Annotated in this window: 10 protein-coding genes and 1 tRNA gene; 5 read left to right on the top strand and 6 right to left on the bottom strand. The window is 69.8% G+C overall.

The annotated features are described in order from the left end of the window. Positions 1-2 precede the first annotated feature (2 nt). From PROKR_RS12005 to PROKR_RS11990, 4 genes are all read right to left on the bottom strand, one after another. A complete protein-coding gene (locus tag PROKR_RS12005) occupies positions 3-7,301 on the bottom strand; it encodes an RHS repeat-associated core domain-containing protein (RefSeq protein WP_169736397.1) in 7,299 nt (2,432 codons plus the stop codon). A gap of 512 nt (positions 7,302-7,813) precedes the next feature. Further along, positions 7,814-11,059 carry a LamG-like jellyroll fold domain-containing protein gene (locus PROKR_RS12000; RefSeq protein ID WP_245605803.1) on the bottom strand — a complete coding sequence of 1,082 codons (3,246 nt, stop codon included), beginning with the start codon at positions 11,057-11,059 and terminating at the stop codon, positions 7,814-7,816. 942 nt (positions 11,060-12,001) lie between these two features. Further along, positions 12,002-12,086 (bottom strand) — tRNA-Leu (locus PROKR_RS11995). Positions 12,087-12,274: 188 nt separating this feature from the next. Then, on the bottom strand, positions 12,275-13,201 hold the full coding sequence (locus PROKR_RS11990) for an SDR family NAD(P)-dependent oxidoreductase (protein WP_036963464.1): 927 nt from the start codon (positions 13,199-13,201) through the stop codon (positions 12,275-12,277). 103 nt (positions 13,202-13,304) lie between these two features. Between PROKR_RS11990 and PROKR_RS11985 the strand changes: the two genes are divergently transcribed. Further along, positions 13,305-14,159, top strand: a complete 855-nt coding sequence (locus PROKR_RS11985) for a helix-turn-helix transcriptional regulator (RefSeq protein WP_036963463.1) — start codon at positions 13,305-13,307, stop codon at positions 14,157-14,159. A gap of 6 nt (positions 14,160-14,165) precedes the next feature. Here the strand turns inward: PROKR_RS11985 and PROKR_RS11980 are convergent, their stop codons facing one another. Both PROKR_RS11980 and PROKR_RS11975 read right to left on the bottom strand, forming a co-directional pair. Continuing rightward, a complete protein-coding gene (locus tag PROKR_RS11980) occupies positions 14,166-14,837 on the bottom strand; it encodes an HD domain-containing protein (protein WP_051432910.1) in 672 nt (223 codons plus the stop codon). Positions 14,838-14,876: 39 nt separating this feature from the next. Then, positions 14,877-15,689 carry a DUF427 domain-containing protein gene (locus PROKR_RS11975; protein ID WP_036963461.1) on the bottom strand — a complete coding sequence of 271 codons (813 nt, stop codon included), beginning with the start codon at positions 15,687-15,689 and terminating at the stop codon, positions 14,877-14,879. A 101-nt stretch (positions 15,690-15,790) separates the two neighbouring features. Between PROKR_RS11975 and PROKR_RS11970 the strand changes: the two genes are divergently transcribed. From PROKR_RS11970 to recQ, 4 genes are all read left to right on the top strand, one after another. Beyond that, entirely contained in the window at positions 15,791-16,255 is a 465-nt protein-coding gene (locus PROKR_RS11970) for a hypothetical protein (RefSeq protein ID WP_051432909.1), read from the top strand. Positions 16,256-16,288: 33 nt separating this feature from the next. Further along, entirely contained in the window at positions 16,289-16,735 is a 447-nt protein-coding gene (locus tag PROKR_RS11965) for a hypothetical protein (protein ID WP_036963457.1), read from the top strand. An 89-nt stretch (positions 16,736-16,824) separates the two neighbouring features. Beyond that, positions 16,825-17,988 carry an aminotransferase class I/II-fold pyridoxal phosphate-dependent enzyme gene (locus PROKR_RS11960; protein WP_036963456.1) on the top strand — a complete coding sequence of 388 codons (1,164 nt, stop codon included), beginning with the start codon at positions 16,825-16,827 and terminating at the stop codon, positions 17,986-17,988. 64 nt (positions 17,989-18,052) lie between these two features. Continuing rightward, positions 18,053-19,670, top strand: a 1,618-nt coding sequence (recQ, locus tag PROKR_RS11955; protein WP_084800407.1) for a DNA helicase RecQ, incomplete at its 3' end; no start/stop codon positions are given.

Raw genomic sequence — 19,670 nt, 5'->3', positions numbered from 1 at the left:
CCTTACCTCCAACCGAACCTGAGGCCACCACTTGATGCAGGCGGCGGCTTCAAACTAGACAGCCTTGGCATACCCGGCCTGTTGAAAAGGGAAACATCCAAGTGATAGCCACCAGAACCACGGGCACGGAAGACAAGTGCAAGCGGAACCTCCGCCGCACCATCATAGATCGGAGTTACCGAGTAGAACACATCCTCGCCGGCCTCGACAACCCCTCGAACCTCGTCCTCGATCGCGCGCTGCCACGGATTGTTGGACCGCTTGAACTGTGACACGAAATTCAACCGGTGGGTGTTGGAGCCTCCGAGTTGCGCCCCATGCAGATGGCCAGCCTGATGAACACTGGAGTCATAACCAAGAGGCCGAACGCCGGGGTTGGTATTTCCGCCAATAGTGTTCCTGGTCAGGATCGCCTGAATCCCACTCGGTCGCCCGAGGGCATCACTGCTGTAGCTCGCCCCTACGGGGCAATTGTGAACAAGGACTGCAGTCGCATCCGTCGACGGCGGACCGCGGGTAGTCCCGGCGTCGACATCGGCGCCGGCAGCAACTACAGAGTACGTGTGTAGCCCCTGGACCGTGAGGTTCCACGCCGGCTCGAATGCCACCTCCTCGGTTAGAACGGCGTGGACCTCCATCGTGCCACCGTCTGCGGTCAGCACCAGCTCGCCCGGGTCGAGCTCGTCGGCACGCTGGAACTCGCGCTCCGTCTGTGACCAGAACGGGTGGTCCTCCGTGGTCCGAATCTCTTGTCGTTCACCCGTGGACGTGATCAGTACGAGGGTGAGCACCACGTCGTCGTGCCCATGGGTCGCCTCGACGCGCTTGGCCTCCTTCTCACCCGTCTCGGGGTCAGTCGCCAGCACCTCGTCACCCGGTTCGACCTGATCGATCGCCTTGACCGTGCCATCCGCCATCAGCACGCCCGTAGAACCCGCGAACGAGCAGCCCGCCCCGCTGATGCGCTGCTTCAGGCTCGACACAGCACTCGTGATCCGCTGTCGCGCAGCCGCCGCCGCAGCCGTGGCCTTGTTCCGCGAGATTGCGGCCGCCATCTGGGTAGCACGCTGAGTAGCGGCACTCGTAACGGACCTGATCGCGTTCGACGCCGCGGCCGTAGCCGTCGGTGCGATACGGCCGGCGATCGCGCCCAGTGCTCCGCCGCCGATCGCTCCGGATGCCGCGCCCAACGCTGTCTCTGTGATGAACCCCTTCCACGTGAAGGGTTCCTTCTTCTGCACCTTGGTGCGCCACAGGTTCGAGACCGCACCACCGACCGCGCCAGCGGCGACAGCACAGCCGATCGATCCTGCTCCGGCGGTGATCGCCATGCACCCGGCGAACACGGCCACGCCGGCTACACCGCCGATGATCGCGGCCTGGTGCTTCTTGACGAACCCGCCGACTGCGGATCCGGCCTTCTTGATCCCGTTGCCGATGTTGGAGAGCCAGGACAGGCCCGACGGGTCGGAGTACGTCACCGGGTTGTTCCCGGAGTACACGTACGCGTTGAACTGCGCCGGCGTCCCCGGGTCCAGCTGCGGGTCCACACTCAGGAACCGCCCGATCACCGGGTCGTAGTACCGAGCACCCAACAACACCAGTCCGGTGCCGCTGTCCTCGATACCGCCCGCAGCACCAAGGAACCGGCGGTCGCCGGGCAGCCTCTCGGCACCGGTCAGCTCTTCCCCCGTGTCCGGGTCGGTCGTCGCCGGTGTGCGATCGCCGCCGAACGGATCGGTGTACAGCCGCGTGACCGAGTCCCGCGTCCACACCGTGTTGGGCACGGCAGCCACAGGAGTGCCCTGCTGGTCACAGACCAGTGAGGTGACACCCCCGAGACCCCGACCGTCACGCACCGCGACGGTCTGGCCGGCGAAGCTGTAGTACCGCGTCGCCGCCACAGCACCCGCGGGGTCGACGTGCACCTCCTGCCCACCGGGCAGGTACACCGTCGTGCCTGCGGCGTCGGTGCGCGTGATCCGCTCGCCCTCAGCCGAGTAGACGTACGACGCCTCGCCGGCCTCGGTGGTGTTCTCCCCCTCGGTGCCCTCGCCGCTCGTCGCGACGGTGGCCAGCTCACCCTCGCCGTCCCAGCCCAGCAGCTGAGTGGTTTCCACCGCGCCGTCACCGTCGAGGTCGTCCTCCACCTGAGCCGGGTCCGAGGTGTCGACCGGCTCGGAGAAGTTCCGCGTGGCCTGGTTGCCTGCGGTGTCGTAGGTGAACCCCGCTACGGTCTTGTGCGGCGCGGTGTCGATCGTCGCCAGCAGACCGGTCTGCTTGCTCATCGACGTCACCTGGTGCGGCCCGGCACCGCTGCCGGCGTGCTGATAACTCGTCCGCACGACGTTCGTGCCACCGTCGAGCACGTGCTCGGTGAGCGACCTTCGGTTACCCACCGCGTCGTAGGTGTACTCGTGCCAGTACGGGGCGGCACTGTTGTCGGGAGTTCCGACATCGGCGGGAGTCACCGCACCGATCGACGCCGCGCAGGTGCCATCGACGTCGGTCCAGGCCCCCACCAGCCTGCCCAGACCGTCCAGGTCGAAGCACTGGTTGTCATCGTTGATCTGCCCGTTGCCGTTCGCGGGGTCCCCGACAGCCGGCTTGTTGCTGATCGAGAGCACGTTGCCCGCGTCGTCATACCCATACCTGATGGCGACGTCCCGCCCGGAGAACCGCTCCCGGTCGAGGTTGATCCCGTCCAGCCGGCCGGACTTGTAGTCCCAGTCGTAGGTGACGACCGCGCCGTAGGTGTTGCCCAGGTCCATCGCCAGCGGCTTGCCGTCAGCGGTGAACTGCGAGTCCGCCACGTAGGTGCCCCAGCCGAACCCGCCACCCATCCACACCGGCATGCCGGCGTCGTCGTAGAACGTGGTCACGTGCTCAGCGCCCAGCACCAGAGCACCGGCAGTCGATGCGCCGTCCGCGGTGGCGGTCACACCGGGCAGCACCTGCTGGCGCACCGACCCGTCGAGCCGGTACTCGTACGACGTCGTGAACTCACGCTCGTAGAGCCCGGTCAGTCCCGGCAGATCGTCCGGCAGCACCATCGTGGTCGACGTCGGCCGGTAGGCCGCATCGTAGGCGTCGACCTTGGTCGTGTAGGACTTCTGGTCCTGGATCCGGGTCGAGCTCGACGCCAGACCAAGAGCAGGCTTCCCGCCCGGCCCCGGGGTGACGTCGTAAGTCCACGACGAGCGCACCGTGCCGGCGCCGTCCGCGACCTGGGTGGAGCGCCCAAGGTTGTCGTAGGAGTAGACGAGGGTGTTGGCCTTCTTGACCGCGTCACTGGCCCCGGCCGCGTTGCCGTTCCCGTTGACGGTGCGGGAGACCTGCCCCACCTGGTCGTACTCGGTCGTCGTCGTCCCGGCGTCCGGGTCCGTGGCCTTGATCTGGCGTCCGCCGAAGTCGTAGCCATAGGTCCAGCTGTTGCCGCCCGGGTCCTTCATGGACGTGAGCTGGCCGAAGCGGTCGAAGGCGTAGGTCGTCGCCTGGTAGGTCGACGTGTCGAGGGTCCGCGGGTTGAACCCCGGCAGTGTCGACGGCACGTACCAGTGACCGTCCGCCAGGTCGGAGGACACAGCCGGGCGACTCTTGTGCTCCCAGAGCGCGGTGGTCCGGCCACGACCGTCGGTCATCGTCGTCGTGGCGGTGCCGCCGTCGGGCGGGACGACCGTGGTGTACGGGGCGTCGTACCGCGTGACCGTCCGGGACTCCTCGTAGAGGTGGTTGTCCTCGACACCGGTGTAGAAGATCTGGTCGACGACGCGACCGGCACGGTCGTACGAGTAGACCGTGGCCGAGGGTGCGACCAGCGTCGGCTGGACGGGCTTGTTCGACACCACTCCCGTGGCGTACTGGGTGCCGGACTCCTTCCACACCCGCCCGGCCGTGTCGTAGAACACCTGCGTGACCCGGCGCCCTCGTGTGGCGGGGTCGTCCTGCCGGGCCTCGCCGGTGTCCAGTACCTCGTCCTGCGTCTGGAAGACCCGCATCAGCCCGTCGTAGAACTCCGCGGTGGCGTGCTGGACCGGCTTGTCGTCGCTGTCCGCACCGAGAGTGCGAGTCAGCACGACGTTCAAGCCGTTGGTGCGCGTCGTGTATTCGTACGCGACCGAGGGCAGGGAGAGGCCGGCGTGCTCCGGGTAGACGACCGTCCGCAGGCGACCTAGCGAGTCATAGGTCCCGCTGGTCGCCTGACCGTTGGCGTCCTTGCTCGACGTCATGAGTCCTGTGACCTTGTCGAAGGTCACCGAGGAGGACATCCGGCCCTTGGGGCCGCTGCCGTCCGGGTCGGGTGTGGTGGTCGTGACCGTCGTGGGGATCACCGCGGCGGCAGGTGAGTACGCAGTGGTCGTCTCGGCGCCCGTGATGTCCTTGACGCTGGTCACTCGTCCGTAGCCGTCGTAGCCCAGCGTCTGGGTGGTGATGTAGCCCGCCCCAGAACCGTCGCCCACGGTCGCGGTTGCGCGATCGAGCTCGGGGTCCAGCCCACGCACCGACGTCACCAGCCCGAGGCTGTTGTACGCAGTCGCCTGGTCGCTGATCACGTCGTCCGGGCGAGAGACCTCACCAGCGGTCACCTTGGCGCACGACGCCGCGTACGTCTGAGTACGGGAGACGAGGGCAACCATGTTCGCCTCGGCCAGCGCGGTGTCAGTCTTATGGGCGTAGGCGATATGCGCACACGTGTCGTCGGTTGCGGTGGTCGCGTCCCCGAGATCTTCAGCCCGGATCACCTGACCCCACTCGTCGGTCGACGTGGCAGACCGGGTGCGGATGGCAACGTCCCCGGCGGCGTTCATCTCGTACCCGAAGGCCGTAGATCCAGCCTGCCGGGTCACCTTCGTACCGTCAGTTCCCGTGGCTGCGATGACGGGAGCCTTGGGAACGGTCACGCTCCAGGCCACAGCGTCGTCACCGCTACCGCCCTCATGCGTGATCTCCTCGACAGCCGTGCCGGCATGCGCCTCGTGGTCGGTCACCGTCGTGCGGTACCCGGCGGGCCCGACCTCGAAATCGCCATCGGAAGTGAGCCCACGCAGGTACCTGGTGGTGGTCGAGGACGCCTGCGAGCCTTCACCTTCCGTCGTCACGACGGTGCGGTACCCGCGGAACTCCGACCAGGTGACCTCGTCCTTCTTCGTCATGGGCCCGGTGGGCTTGACCCACTTCGCACCGCCGGAGTAGGCGTACTTCGTGACCACCTCGCCGGAACCTGTGACGATCTCGTTCGTCCCCGAGATCGAGGCGCCGTTCTGCGTCACAGCGTCCACCACGTATTTGTGGAACCAGTCCGTCGGCAGGTCCTCGCCCTGCCAATCGACCGGGAAGCACAACTCATCGTTCCCGGACAACGCGGCATCCGAACCGCCGGGCACGTCCCCCGGACCACACTCGGTGCGGTAGTTCGGGCTGATGACCGCACCGGACTCGGTGCGAACTCCCGTCATCCGAGGCCGATACATCGGCGGCAAGCCGTCCGTCCCGGAGTCGATGCGGTTGGCCATCATCTCCCGGCTGAACTTCACCGGGTTGTTCAGCAGGTCGTCCGACGTCGCCGTCGTGCCGCCGTGACCAGTGTGCCGGATCGAGCCGAGCCACATGACCTTGCCCGACCCGTCGCCGAGTGAACCGTCACCCGGCGAGACGAAGGACTGGTTCAGCTTCCACGAGTCCACCGGTTTGTACGCGCTGCCGTCGTGCACCCGGGTCACGACTCGGTCGAGCCGGTACAGCGTGTAGAAGGCGGGCGAGATCGCATCGATCCCGCACGAGCTCGCGGTCTTGTAGCAGAGCAGGTCACCCGGCACGTCCGGCCATGCGGCCAGGTTCTGCTTGACCCGTCCGGCGTCACAGTTGACGCCAGAGCCGGGGACACAGCGGCTGGCGTACTCCAGGTCCGCCCGGACCGGGGCCGTCCCCGACTCGGCACCTGACCGGGTCCCGTAGAGAATCCGGGAGAGGTATCCGCCGGCGGTGTACGAAGCTGCGCCGTCGTCCAGGTTGTACGTGTACTTCCGGGTTTCCTTCGTGTAGACGTACGTCATCGTGCCGCCGGTCGGCTCGGCGACGTGCTCGAGCATCCAGCGGTATGTCTGAGTAGTCCGCGACGCGGCGAACCCCCCGTCCGCCGATGCCTTGTAGCCGGCCTCGCCCGAGTGGTTGCCGTACACCGGCATCGTCCACGAGCTGCCCGTGGCCAGCCCGTCCGAGGCTCGCTTGCCGCGTCCGAAGGTGTACTTCGTGCCCTCGGCGGTGGTGACGAGCCAGTACTCGCCCTCCTCGTCGCCGTTGTCGGCACCGGTCTTCCGCTCGACCTTCGTGCCGTCGACGCGCTTCGACATCCAGCCGTCGGCCGTCTTGACCAGGTCGACCGCCGACCCGTTCAGCACCATCGTCGCGTTGTCCTCACCGATGCACATGTCACCGGTGGTGTGGTCCGCGTTGTTCGCCGTCTTGCCGTCCACTGCGTCCTGGTCGTCCGCGCACGGGACGAAGGTGCGCTCGATGTAGGACTCGGTCAGCGACCAGCCCTCCCCGACCACGCTGGTCTGGTTGTTCGTCGAGGCCACCCGGCCGTCCGACGCAGCCGAGTTGTAAGAGAGGTCCAGCTGCGGGCCCGGCCCGGTGACCTGCGGCATCTTCAACGGATAGGACCAGGTGAAGGCACCGGTGTTGCCGCCCACGCCCCAGGAGGCCGAGGGCGCGAGTGACGTCGCTCCCCAGTCGCCGCCACCGCCAGAGCCAGCCGCCATCATCATCAGAGTGGTCGGCTCGCCGGCAGCCAGGTCGACGGGTGCGGACACGGTCGCGCTGTCCGCGTCGTTGACCGCACCCCGCACCGCTGTCATGACGCAGTCCGACGACTCGTCGACACAGTCCGACACCTCGACCAAGGTCAGGCGCGATGTCCAGTCGCCACCAGGGGTCTGACCACTCTCGGCCAGGCTTTCAGCCAGCTCCGCGTACGAGACCTCGACCTCGACGGCCCCGGGCACGACAGGTTCATCCGCGTCAGCTGCGGCGGGTTCATCGACGTCGGGTACGTCGACGTCGGCGTCAGGTGCGGCGGACCGCTCAACGTCCGCACCGTTGCCGGCGTCCTTCTCGGAGCTGCCCTCCACAGCAGGTGTCGTCGCCGCACCGATCTGGACCAGAACGGCCGGGGCACCATTCTCGGTGTCGATCGTCTCCGCAGCGACGTCAATCGTGCCCTTGTCCTCGGGCTCGACAGGAGCGACAGTGATGGCGACACCGTCCGCCACGATCTCCTGCCGGCCATCAGTCAGATCCACTGCCGTCGGGCCAGTCGGCGCCTCGCCAGCAGCAGGCTCGGCGAGCGTCCGAAGCGAAGCCGCCGTGAGCCCTGCCGGCTCCGCAGGGACGTCCTCGACCGGTTCGGTCGCAGCCTCACCGCCAGGAGCGTCAGCGACCGGAGCCGAGTTCGCCTCTGGCAGCACTTCCTCGGGTGCCTCGGATGGCCCGGGCACGGGTTCCCAGGGCTCCGCGGTCAGGTCCGTCGCCGGGACCTGCTCCTCGACCTCGCGCTCGGCGTTGTCGAAGTTGGCCGCTCGCGCTTCCAAGGTATCGACCTCGACTTCCGCGGCCGCCTCCAGCGCGACGATCTGCCCGACGGCGGGCGCGGCCGTAGCCGGGTCAGCCCCGAGGAGTGCCACCAGGACGCCGGCGACCACGCTTACTCCCGCGGCCACCCACCGGGGCCGTCCAACACCCGTATAGCTACTCATGCCCGCCCTCATCGAAGTCCGCCCGCCGGTTCCGTACCCGTCGCTGCCACGTCGCCCGCTCACCGGTCGACCTCGTTCTCACCGGCGTCGTCGCCCCAGGTGGGATCGACGTCGTCCACGCCGTTGCCACCGACATATGACGACGCCTCGGCGCCCTGGCAGAGCCGGCGAATCTTGGCCTGGGCCAGGACCTCGCCGCGGAAGATGCGGACGTTGTCGATCGGCCCGTTCCAGTAGTGCGCTGGCGATCCGTCGATGAAGCCCCGACCCACGACGAAGCGTCCGGGAGACGCCGGCTGGTTCGACGTCATGTCTGACTCAGCCAGGATCGGTTCTCCGACGGCGGGCTCTTCCGGCGTACCGGCATCGCAGACGTACAGCCGGATCTTCCCCTCGGGCTTGTCGTACTCGCCCAGCAGATGCACCCACTGCCCGAACTTCACCGGTACGGCGGACCTCGCGTAGACCGGGCTGTTCGCTCCGAGCTCCCGGTTGACGCCGAACATCCAGCACCCGCCGTCCGACGTCGGGCACGAATTAGGCCGGTAGCCCAACCGGAATCCGTTGTACAGCGGTGCTTCCTGGGACAGCGCGGTGTAGAACGCGGTCGGGTCCGTATCCGTGTCCAGCTTCACGTGCGCCGAGACCACGAACGATTTCGTGGTGTCGATCACCGGCGCCTCGGACCACGCGATCTTCGAGCCGCGCGCGGTCAGAGCGGAGTCACCGTCCCGGGCGCCGAACTCCTGGTGCGGCCCGACCGAGAACACAGGAGTGGTCGAGAGACTGAGCTGACCAGCAGAGAGGTACTCGTTGCGATCGGCATCGAACACCGCCGTGTCCTCGCCACGGTCATCGGCGTTGTCGAACGTCCATACGCCGTCCTCCCGGGCGGCCGCGACATCGAAATCGAAGTCCGCCTCCGACGTCAGGCCCGCCTTGTCAGCCACCTTCGCGTAGATGAATTTCGGCCCGGCCCCGCCAGGAGCGATACAGAACTCTGTGCGTCGCGTGGTGTCGAGTACGACCTTCTCCAAATTCGTACGCGTCTCGTAGCCCCACCAGATCGTCGTGGAATCCGTGGAGGGAGCGTAGACCTCGAAGCAACCCTTCAGGCCGACACCGCCGCGCTCCTTGTCGGTCTCGTAGTACGCCTGCGCGTCGGGGTGATCACGCAACGGAGTGATTACTGGCTCCGCAGGGGCGGTGATATCGACCCGGAAATAGCAGTGCTTGGAGTCGGCGTACCCGGTGATGGCATTGCTCGCGTCCTGGATTCGCGCCTGCCACCAGTAGGTCGTGCCGGTGGCAAGCTCGTTCCCTTCGGTGACGCGCTTGCTCAGCCGGACCCCAGCGGTTCCGGGCGACTGCCACGTCGACCAGTCCGACTCCCAGACCTGCTTGTTGTCCGCGGCCGTCAGCACCCGGAACTGCATCCGGACCTGCTGCTTGTCCTTGTCGTTCCCTATCGCGCTGAAGAACGGGCGGAGCGAGCGTGAGGTCTTGGGTGCGGATGCGCTGGTGCTGCACCCCACGTTCACTGCGTCGACCAGCGTCTGGTGACCCGACGGCATCAACGGCGCACGGTTGTACTCGACCGAGAAGCGTGCGTCGTAGCGCAGCTTCTTCCACGTGGCCATGTCAGAGGTCGACGTGCCCTTCAGGCCCAGGTGGATGCCGTCCCACCCGTTGAGGGCGATGACCTTGGCTGCCTCGGTCGCGTCCCACTCCGTCCAGTGCGGCCCTCCGCACGCCGAGGAGTAGTAGGCATCGCTGGTACTGCTCAGGAGATACGACGAGTCCCACCTGCTGGCCTGGTTCGACCAGTTGGTCGACGAGTTGATCGAGGGCGTCCGGTACAACTGCATCGTTGTCTTGGTGCAGTTGTAGGAGTGGGTTCCATACGCGCGGAACGAAGCACTCACCACGTCGGCCGACGTCAAGGCACCCACGAACGACATCCCGGTGAACCGCCAGATCAGACGCTGAACTCCCGAACGCTGGCAGACCAGGTCGAGATTGACGTTGCAGTACCCCACCCCGGACGAGCCGGTGAACTTCCAACCGGCCGTGCTCGTGGGCCACGCTTCCTTGATCGAGGTCCACGAGTGCCGGCTACCCGACACCGCCGGGTCGACGAAGACAGGAAAGCTCCCATGCTGGTCGGTGACCATCTCGTGGTCAGCCCGGATGACAGCGCTGCGACCGTCGTCCGCGATCACCGTCTCCAACGCGACGGCATCATCGCCCACCTCCGCGACGTCAGCAGGATCGAGCTCAGCAGCGTTCGTGGCAACTCCGTCGTCCACCACAGCCAGCTCCTGGGTCGCGTCCTGCGACCTGGCAGCCACAACCGGATCGATCTCCGAGTCCCACTGCCATGCCGGGGCGCCCGTGAATGTCAGCGTCCCCGTCGGATCGACCGCATAGAACCCCTCGACCGCGTCAGCCTCGTCGGCCGCAGCAATGGCGGCTTCGCCGTCGAGCCGGCTCGCGTCCGTCGAGCGCGCAGCCGACGACGGCTCCTCCCAGGCTCCGTCAGGCGTGCCGTCCTCGGGGACGGGGTCGGGGGCCATATTCGGGTCGGTCGGGGCCTCGTCCGTCAGCGCGAGGCCGCCCGCGACGTCCACCACGAACCCGAGTCCGTCTTCACCAGCCGCTTCGACCAGGGCCTCACCCGCACCTGCGTTCTCGACCCGAAGCACCGGCGTGAAGCCTGTGGCGTCGGGGTGGATCGTCAGGATCAGGTCAGCGCCCTCGATCTCCTGTCCGCCCGAGGTCTGGACTGGATAGATCACGCGGGACTCGTCCGCCTGATCCAGCTCCGGACTACCTAGTCCAAGGCCGTCTGGCAGACCCATCGAGAGCGCCAGTCCGTCGGAGCGCATCGTCATGAACGGACCGGAGCCTGTCACGTCGCCAGCCAGGTCCATGTCGTAGACCGGCGCGGCTACCTGCGGAATACCTGATTCATCGAGGCTGAGGCTCGGGTCCGTCGTCTGCCAGCTGCCCTCGAGATCGGTCCGGACCGCACCCGAGGATGCCTCAGCCCGTACCGTCTGCCTCGGCGTCGCCCAGAACGTGTCGTACACGGTCCGCAGCGGCTCGATCTCGATGTCCTTGCCGCACGCCTCGGCCAGCTCGAAAGCCAGCACCTCGGTTCGCGCCGAGGAGGCCGAGCAGTCGGCCACGACGTTGCCCTCCGCCCGGACGGCTTCGACGGCAAGAGTGCCGCCCGCCGCCAGCGCGATCGCAACCACACCAGCGACCAGGTCACTCCCACCGGCTCCAAGCCGCACCGCCATCGCCACGCCTCCCACTCACGGACGCAGCGCCGAACGGTGCCGCAAACCAGACCTGGAGGAACATAAGGGACAACAAGGGGCGAGCAAGACCAAGTTCAGACCTCGAGCGGGTGATTCTCGAAGATCACCCACACCTCACCGCGGGACTCAACGACCGAGCACACGGTGCCGAAGGTCTGAGCAGGCGAGCCCGGTCTTACCCGACCCCGGCCGGTCACAGGCCAAGGGGACGGCTTGAGGTGTTGGGCGGGTGCGTCGATCGGCCGCGTTTAGTGTCCGACCAGGGTCGAGACGTCGCGATGCCGAGTCCGTGCGGCGATCCGGTCCAGCGAAACGCTGGCCATCGCCGCGATGGTTGCGTGTCAGGCACGTAGCGAGTGACCCCCGACCTGCTTGCCGTGGATACCTGCGACCCGGCGCGGGCTCGGACGATCCGGGCGACGATGTGTGCGCCAATCGGTTCGGTGGTGGCCCGGCCGGGGTAGCGTACGCGCGTGAACACGCTTCCCGCACGTGTTCCGCGAACAGCGATCCATGCAAGGCGCGCGGCCAGCGGGGCGGTGGCAGTGTGCTCCCCGGCCACGACGGCTACGAACTGCCCTTCACCGTCCTGGTCTCCCTTGGATCGGCGCGCTGTCAGCACCGGTAGGACCCGGGTCCCTGCTAGCGGGTCGACACGCAGCGCAAGCGGATCGTCGAGGCTACAAAGTAGTTCGAGAACCTCGTTCGCGTCTTTGCAAGCGGCCTCACCGCTGAGGCGATCACCACCGCGCTCGTCACGAAGGATCGTCAACGGATCGCTCAGCGTCCTTGACCGTGCCACAAACAAAGAACGCCGAGACCTCTGCAAGGCACTCGGCGTTCAGATCGACTCGACACCGCAGCGTCACGAGTCGTTCTCAGTGTGTCATCCCTGGTCACACCAGGGCGTGAGGATAAAAGTGTCCGGAGGGGGACTTGAACCCCCACGCCCGATAAAGGGCACTAGCACCTCAAGCTAGCGCGTCTGCCATTCCGCCACCCGGACAGGTGACCCGTTCTCGGCGTTTCCGCCTTCCCGGTGCGTGGAAAAACATAGCACGCAGACCGGGTCGGGTCCGAATCGAAAAGCGTGTGACCTGGGCCGCTCTGGGAACCGGGCGCCCGGACGACGCCCGGACCCCGGTGACGGCGGCCCAGGCCGGGCCCGGCGACCGGCCGACCAGGCGCTTCGTCTCAGCCCAGGAGCTGCTCCGTGACCGCCCAGAGCCGCGCCTCACGGTCCCGGTCGTGCGCGAAAGGTTCCACCTCACGCTCCGCGGTCTTCACCACGAACGCGCCGTCGCGCAGGTGCGCCCAGCGGTCGTCCAGCGCCATGGCAGCGAGCAACGGTCCCGACCGCTCCGGCGTCGAGACGCCGGGGACGCGGCCGACCGCACGCCCGATGCGCTGCATCGCGGGACCGTGGTCGCGGGACAGGCCGCTGCCCGGCATGAAGCCCGGCTCGAAGACCGACACGGCGACGCCGTCGGGCAGCCGGCGCTGCAGCTCGTGCGCGTAGTACAGGATCGCGAGCTTCGAGTTCGAGTAGGCGGTCCCGGCGTCCCGGGTGCCGGACGGCGACCCGGCCGGTGTCGGCCGGGCGAGGTCCAGCGGGTCGCGCCAGGCGGCCGGAGGCACGCCGAGCAGGCGGCGCGGAGTGTTCAGGTAGTAGGTGTTGGAGCCGAGCAGCACGATCCGGGCCGGCGCCGCGAGCGCCCCGGCCAGGTCGTGCACGAGCTGGGCGTGCGCCAGGTGGTTGATCGCGAAGGTGAGCTCGTGCCCGTCGGCGGAGGCCGTGTGGGTGTCGGCCATGGACACCCCGGCGTTGCCGATGATCGCGTGCAGCGGCCGGACGGCGCCGTCGTCGAGCAGCCGCCTGGCCTCCTTGGCTGCCGCGCGGACGTCGGTGAGGCTTCCCAGGTCCGCGCCGACGGCGTGGGCGGTGGCTCCTGCCGCCCTGGCCTGGGCGGTGATCGCGTCCAGGCGGGGTCCGGGGCGTCCGACCAGGAGCAGGTCGGGCCGGTGTTCGGGGCCGCGGCGGGCCATCGCCAGGACGGTGGAGCGGCCGAGGCCGCCGGTCGGTCCGGTGATGAGCACGGTTCCGGTGCGTGAGGTCGTCATACGGTCATCGTGGGCCGCCGGCGCGGCCGGAGGCAGTCGTCGCCCTGTCGTAGGACTGGCAGGGCCACCACAAGGAGCAGGAGCGGAGCGCAGACTGGGGGCCATGGAGCTCGGACCGGCTGTACGACACTGGCGCGACCGGGTCTCCCCCGCCTCGGTGGGGGTGCCCGTCGGTGCCCGACGGCGCGCGGCGGGGCTGCGTCGCGAGGAGCTGGCCCAGCTCGCCGGCATCTCGGTCGACTACCTCACACGCTTGGAGCAGGGGCGGGCCACGGCGCCGTCGGACCAGGTGGTGGAGGCGCTCGCGCGGGGGCTCCGGCTGAGCGATCCCGAGCGGGAGCTGCTGTTCCGGCTCGCCGGGCTGACGGCGCCGGGGCCCGGCATGGTCTCCGGGCGCATCCCGGCCAGCGTGCAGCGGCTGCTCGACCGGTTCGACGGGCACCCCGCGGTCGTCCACGACGCCATGTGGAACCTGGTGACGGCCAATGCCGCCTACGACGCCCTGATGGGCCGGACCACGGCGTGGCGGGGCCTGGAGCGCAACGCGGTGTGGCGGCACCTGCTCGGGCCCGCTTCCCGGGTGGTCCACACCGACCAGGAGGAGGCCGAGCTGGTCGCGGGCCTGGTCGCCGACCTGCGGCTGACGGCCAGTCGCTACCCGGCGGACCCGCGCCTCCGCCGGCTCGTGTCGGAGCTGCGCGCGCAGAGTGCCGAATTCACACGGCTGTGGGAGGCGATCGACCTGCCCCCGCAGGAGTCACCGGCGCGGCTGAAGGTGGTGGACCACCCCGAGGTGGGGCGCATCCGCACCGACTGCGACACCCTCGTGGTGGCCGGCGACGATCTGCGGATCATGGTCTACACGTGCGAGCCCGGGTCTCTGGACGCCGAGCGGCTCGCACTGGCGATCGTGCTGGGTACCCAGGCGATGGACGAGGTGCGTCGCGTGGTCCCGTGACTCGGGTCAGCTCGGCCACGGCGAGCCGAGCACGCGCTCGACCGTCGTCGTGCGCCGGTAGCCGGGCAGGAGGTGTTCCAGGATGTCGGCGTTCACGGTGCCGTTGGCGGTCTCCGGCCGGTTCCGCAACCCGTCCACGGTGGCGCGCAGGAAGTCGTCCTTGAAGTTCCCGCGCGGGTGGGCGGCCACGATCTCGGCGACCTGGTCGCGGTCCAGCACGTCCAGCCCGCGGCCGACGACGTCGGTCAGGACGCCCAGGTTCAGGGTCGCGACCTCCGGCCCCATCCGGGCGGGGATCCCGGGCGTGGTGTGCAGCGCGACGGCCGTCCAGACGGTCCGTGCGGCGGACGCCGAGAAGCCCCGCTCCCGCAGGAACGCCTCGGCATGGTCGGCGCCGTCGACCTCGAAGCGCTGCTCGACCTCGGAGAACGGCGTCAGCAGGCCCGCGTCGTGGAACAAGGCCGCCACGTAGAGCAGCTCGGGGTCGGGACGCACGCCGAGCCGCCGCGCGTGCAGCAGGGCGAAGAGGTACACGCGCCGGGAGTGCTGGAACAGCGCGGGCGTGGTCATCCCACGGACGCGCTCGGTCGCCTCGGCGGCCGCCGTCGTACCTGGGACCGCCAGGCCCGCGACAACCTCCGGGGAAGCCGGTACAGGGTCGGGTGCGGGGTCGGGCATGGACTCATCTTGCCGCGCCGCCCGAGCCCGTGCCGCCTGCTACCGGCGCCGGACCGGTTGCGCCGGGTCGCCGTCGACGTAGACCTCCAGGTCGGCGTTCTTCTCCGGCCAGAAGCAGACCATCCCGGCGATCCGCAGCCCTTCGCGCAGCGGCGTGTCGTAGCCCCAGGCGACGTCGCGCAGCACCTTGCCGCCGGCGACGACGCTCCAGTACGCGGCCGTGCCCTTGTAGGCGCAGAAGCTCACGGTCCCGGTGGGCCGCAGCAGGTCCATCCGCACGTCGACCCGTGGCAGGTAGTACCTGGGCGGCTGCCCGGTCTGGACCAGGACGACGGGGCGGCGCGACTCCGCGACGACCTCGCCGCCCACCACCACGCGCACGTGCCGGCCGGACGGCATCGCGTCGACCCGCACGTACGGGTCGCGCGCGTGCGTGTGGATCACCTCCTCCTCGGCGAGCCAGGTGTCCAAGGCCGCCCAGTCGAGCGTCACCGCGTCACGCAGGTCCTCGACCGGTGCCTCCGGGTAGCGCCGGGCGGCGCCCGTCAGCACCGTGTCACCCACGACGACGTCGAACAGCTCGCAGACGCCGAGGCTCCGCGACCTCGGCCCCGGACCCGCCGGGCGCAGGCCGGCCGGCACGTCGTCGGGCGCGAAGAAGTACTGGGGGTAGTAGCTGTGCTCCCAGACCAGCAGCGGCGGGTCGGCGTCGGCCACCAGCACGCCCGCGCTGTAGGCGCGCACCCGCACCGACCCGGCCTCGACCGTCCCCGGCGCCGTGACCGCCCGGTGCCCGGCCGCCTCCGGCAGCACCAGGGCGCCCGTGGTCTCCCGCTCGGCGATGTCGCTCATCTCGTTCGTCCCCTCTCGTCGTCCGTCCCTCTCGTCCCTCTGACCGGCAGGTGCAGCGATCCGTGACGGCGGGTGACAGCGATCGGGTGTTCCCTTGACCCATGGACGGACCAACTCAGAGACCCGCGGGCGGCCCGAACACGGTGAGGAAGACGCGGACGACGCCGACCCGGTTCGCGATCGACGCGGTCACCGCGCTGCGGCTGGTGCGTGAGGACCCGGGCGCCGGGGCCCACGTGCCGCTGGTCGCGCCCGTGGTGCTGCGGAGCCACGCCATGTCGATGCTCTACCACGACGCGGCCGCCGGCCTCCTGGACGATCGGGCGGCGCGGCGCCTGCTCGACCGGCTCGCCACGCTCAAGATCCGCCTGCTCGGTGACCGGGTCTCGCGCGCGACCGCGTGGAAGGTCGCGCGGCAGCTCGGCTGGGCGGACACCGCCCAGGCCGAGTACCTCGCGGTGGCCACCCTGCAGGCCGACGTCCTGGTCGCCGGGGACCACCACATCGCGGAGGCGGCGGCCGGGCTGGTGCCCCTGGCCACGTACGACGACCTGCGGCGGGCCTGACCCCCCGGGAACCGCGTGCGCCACACTTCTCGCGTGACAACCCGCAGCTTCGTTCTCACCACCTCCGTCCCGGTCGGCCCGCACGAGGCCATCGACTTCCTGACCGACCTCGCGCGGCACCGCGGCCTGCACCCCTACCTGGTGTCCGCCGAGATCGTCGCGAGCGGCACAGGGCCCGACGGGCCCTGGCAGGACTGGCAGGTCGTCGAGCGGCCCCGGCTCGGCCCGCTGCGGTACACCCTGCGCTTCCCGGCCCGCGTGGAGCGTTCGGCGGACGACGTCATGACGTCGTCGGTGCACGCCGCACCAGGCTGCACGCTGCGCACGGTGACCCGGGCGACGCCGGACCCCGACGGAGCCGTGCTGACCGAGAACACCGAGGTCGCCGCGCCCTGGCCTGTGGCCGGGTACATGACCAGGCACGCCCGCGCGGCCCACGTGCGCACGTTCGAGCTGCTGCCGGCCGAGCTGGGGCGCTGACCACCCCGCCGCGCGATGTCGCGCTCCGCGGTTCGGGGGCATCATGAGGAGCACAGGGGGCCGCCTGATTCTCGCGGGAGGAGCACGGCATGTCCCTGTCCCAGAGGGCTCGCGCGGCGCAGGAGGCGATCGAGCCCGTCACGTCGTTCTTCCTGTCGCTGCGGGCCCTGGACGGCCAGCCCGGCGTCGTCGACCTGACGTTCGGCGACCCGCACGAGATGCCGCTGCCCGGACTGGTCGACGCCCTGCGGGCCAACGTGGAGCCGCGGTCCGAGGACTGGTTCGCGTACAAGACGAGCCTCGCGCCGGCACGGGAGACGATCGCGGCGGGCCTGGACGCGGAGCTGGGTGTGCCGTTCGCGCCGGAGGACATCGCGATGACGCAGGGCGCGTTCGGGGCCATCGCGGTCGCGTTCCGGCTGGTGGCCGACGCCGGCGACGAGGTGGTGGTCCCTGAGCCCGGCTGGTTCTACGCCCCGATGCTCCGGGCCGCCGACCTCGTCCCGGTCCGGGCGCCGCTGGCGGCGGGCAGCTTCGACCTGGACGTCGAGGCGGTCGCACGGGCGATCACGCCGCGCACGCGCGTCGTCGTCGTGAACTCGCCCGCCAACCCGACCGGCCGGGTGTACGGCCGGGACCGGCTGGACGAGCTCGCCACGGTGCTGGAGGCGGCGTCGGCGCGCACGGGCCGCCGTATCTGGCTGCTGTCGGACGAGCCCTACCGCCGGATCAGGTTCGACGGGATCGGCTTCACGAGCCCCGCCGAGTGCTACCCGTGGACCCTGGTGGACTACAGCTACGGCAAGGTCCTGCTCGCGCCGGGCCAGCGGCTGGGCTACCTCGCGCTGTCGCCGCGGATCCCCGGGGCCGAGCGCGCCGAGCTGCGCTCGGCCCTGGTGCCGCTGCAGATGGGCCTGGGCTGGGGCTTCCCCGACGCGGTGATGCAGTACTCGGTGCCGGCCCTGGAGAAGGTGTCGATCGACGTGCCCGAGCTCACGCGGCGACGGGACCTGATGGTGGGCGCCCTGGGCGCGGCCGGGTACGACCTCACCGTGCCCGAGGGCACGTTCTACCTGTGGAGCGTCGCGCCCGGCGGCGACGCCGTCGCCTTCGCGGGCGCGCTCGCCGAACGTGGCGTGTACGTGCTGCCGGGCACGGTGTTCGACCGCCCGGGGCACTTCCGGATCAGCCTGACCGCCACCGCGGACATGCTGGAGCGGGCGCTGCCGGCGCTGCGGGAGCTCGCCGGCTAGCGACCCGGCCGCCCGGGAGACGCGGGCGTCGCGGGTGTCGGTGTCGGCTGGCACACTGGCCGCCATGACTCACCCGGACACCGCCGCGCCCGAGCTCGACGGGAGCGCGTCCGCGCTCGATCTGGCGCCGACGCCGCTCGACGTGCTGCGCGACGTGTTCGGCTACGACTCGTTCCGCGGCGACCAGCAGGACATCATCGAGACGGTGGCGGGCGGCAGCGACGCCCTGGTGCTGATGCCGACGGGCGGCGGCAAGTCGCTGTGCTACCAGATCCCCGCGCTGGTGCGCCGGGGCACGGGCGTGGTCATCTCCCCGCTGATCGCCCTGATGCAGGACCAGGTCGACGCCCTGGAGGCGCTCGGGGTGCGCGCCGGGTTCCTCAACTCCACGCAGGACGCCGACCAGCGCCGCCAGGTGGAGCAGGCCTACCGCTCGGGCGAGCTGGACCTGCTGTACCTGGCCCCGGAGCGGCTCGGCGTCGAGTCGACGGCGCGGCTGCTCGACCAGGGCACGATCGCGCTGTTCGCCATCGACGAGGCGCACTGCGTGTCCCAGTGGGGGCACGACTTCCGGCCCGACTACCTGCGCCTCGGCGCGCTGGCCGAACGCTGGCCCGGGGTGCCGCGCATCGCGCTGACCGCGACGGCCACCCAGCACACCCGCGAGGAGATCGCGGAGCGCCTGGGCCTGGTCCAGGCGCGGCACTTCGTGTCGAGCTTCGACCGGCCCAACATCACCTACCGGGTGGCCCCCAAGGACAGCCCGTTCAAGCAGCTGCTGAACCTGCTGCGCACCGAGCACGAGGGCGACGCCGGGATCGTGTACTGCCTGTCGCGCGCGTCGGTCGAGAGGACCGCGCAACAGCTCACCGAGCAGGGCGTCCGCGCCCTGCCGTACCACGCGGGCCTGCCCGCCCAGGTGCGCGCGGCCAACCAGGCCACCTTCCTGCGGGAGGACGGCGTGGTCATGGTCGCGACCATCGCGTTCGGCATGGGCATCGACAAGCCCGACGTGCGGTTCGTGGCGCACCTCGACCTGCCCAAGTCCGTCGAGGGCTACTACCAGGAGACGGGCCGTGCCGGGCGCGACGGCCTGCCGTCGACGGCGTGGCTCGCCTACGGCCTGGCCGACGTCGTGCAGCAGCGCAAGATGATCGCCGAGTCCGAGGGCGACCTGGCGCACCGGCGCCGGCTGTCGTCCCACCTCGACGCGATGCTGGCCCTCTGCGAGACGGTCGAGTGCCGCCGCGCGCAGCTGCTGCGCTACTTCGGCCAGGAACATCCGGGCGCCTGCGGCGCGTGCGACACCTGCCAGAACCCGCCCGAGGCCTGGGACGGCACGGTCGCCGCCCAGAAGCTCCTGTCCGCGGTGTTGCGGCTCGACCGCGAGCGCAACCAGCGGTTCGGTGTCGGGCACGTGGTGGACATCCTGCGGGGCAAGGCCACGCCCAAGATCACGCAGTGGGGCCACGACCAGCTCACCGTGTTCGGCGTGGGCGAGGACCTGTCGGACGGCGAGTGGCGGTCCGTGGCGCGTCAGCTCCTGGCGCAGGGGTTGCTGGAGGTGGACTCCAACCACGGCACGCTGCTCCTGACCGAGGACAGCGGCGATGTGCTGGGCCGGCGCCGCGAGGTGCGGATGCGGCGCGACCCGGCCCCGGCGGCGGGCGCCCGGCGGCCGG

Source organism: Promicromonospora kroppenstedtii DSM 19349 (genome assembly GCF_000515355.1).
GTDB lineage: Bacteria > Actinomycetota > Actinomycetes > Actinomycetales > Cellulomonadaceae > Promicromonospora > Promicromonospora kroppenstedtii.
This window is presented reverse-complemented; position numbering and strand designations above follow the sequence as displayed.

Excerpts from the sequence above, each read along its gene's own strand:
- PROKR_RS12000 (WP_245605803.1), bottom strand. The coding sequence starts at position 11,059 with ATGGCGGTGCGGCTTGGAGCCGGTGGGAGTGACCTGGTCGCTGGTGTG.
- PROKR_RS11990 (WP_036963464.1), bottom strand. The coding sequence starts at position 13,201 with ATGACGACCTCACGCACCGGAACCGTGCTCATCACCGGACCGACCGGC.
- PROKR_RS11985 (WP_036963463.1), top strand. The coding sequence starts at position 13,305 with ATGGAGCTCGGACCGGCTGTACGACACTGGCGCGACCGGGTCTCCCCC.
- PROKR_RS11980 (WP_051432910.1), bottom strand. The coding sequence starts at position 14,837 with ATGCCCGACCCCGCACCCGACCCTGTACCGGCTTCCCCGGAGGTTGTC.
- PROKR_RS11975 (WP_036963461.1), bottom strand. The coding sequence starts at position 15,689 with ATGAGCGACATCGCCGAGCGGGAGACCACGGGCGCCCTGGTGCTGCCG.
- PROKR_RS11970 (WP_051432909.1), top strand. The coding sequence starts at position 15,791 with ATGGACGGACCAACTCAGAGACCCGCGGGCGGCCCGAACACGGTGAGG.
- PROKR_RS11960 (WP_036963456.1), top strand. The coding sequence starts at position 16,825 with ATGTCCCTGTCCCAGAGGGCTCGCGCGGCGCAGGAGGCGATCGAGCCC.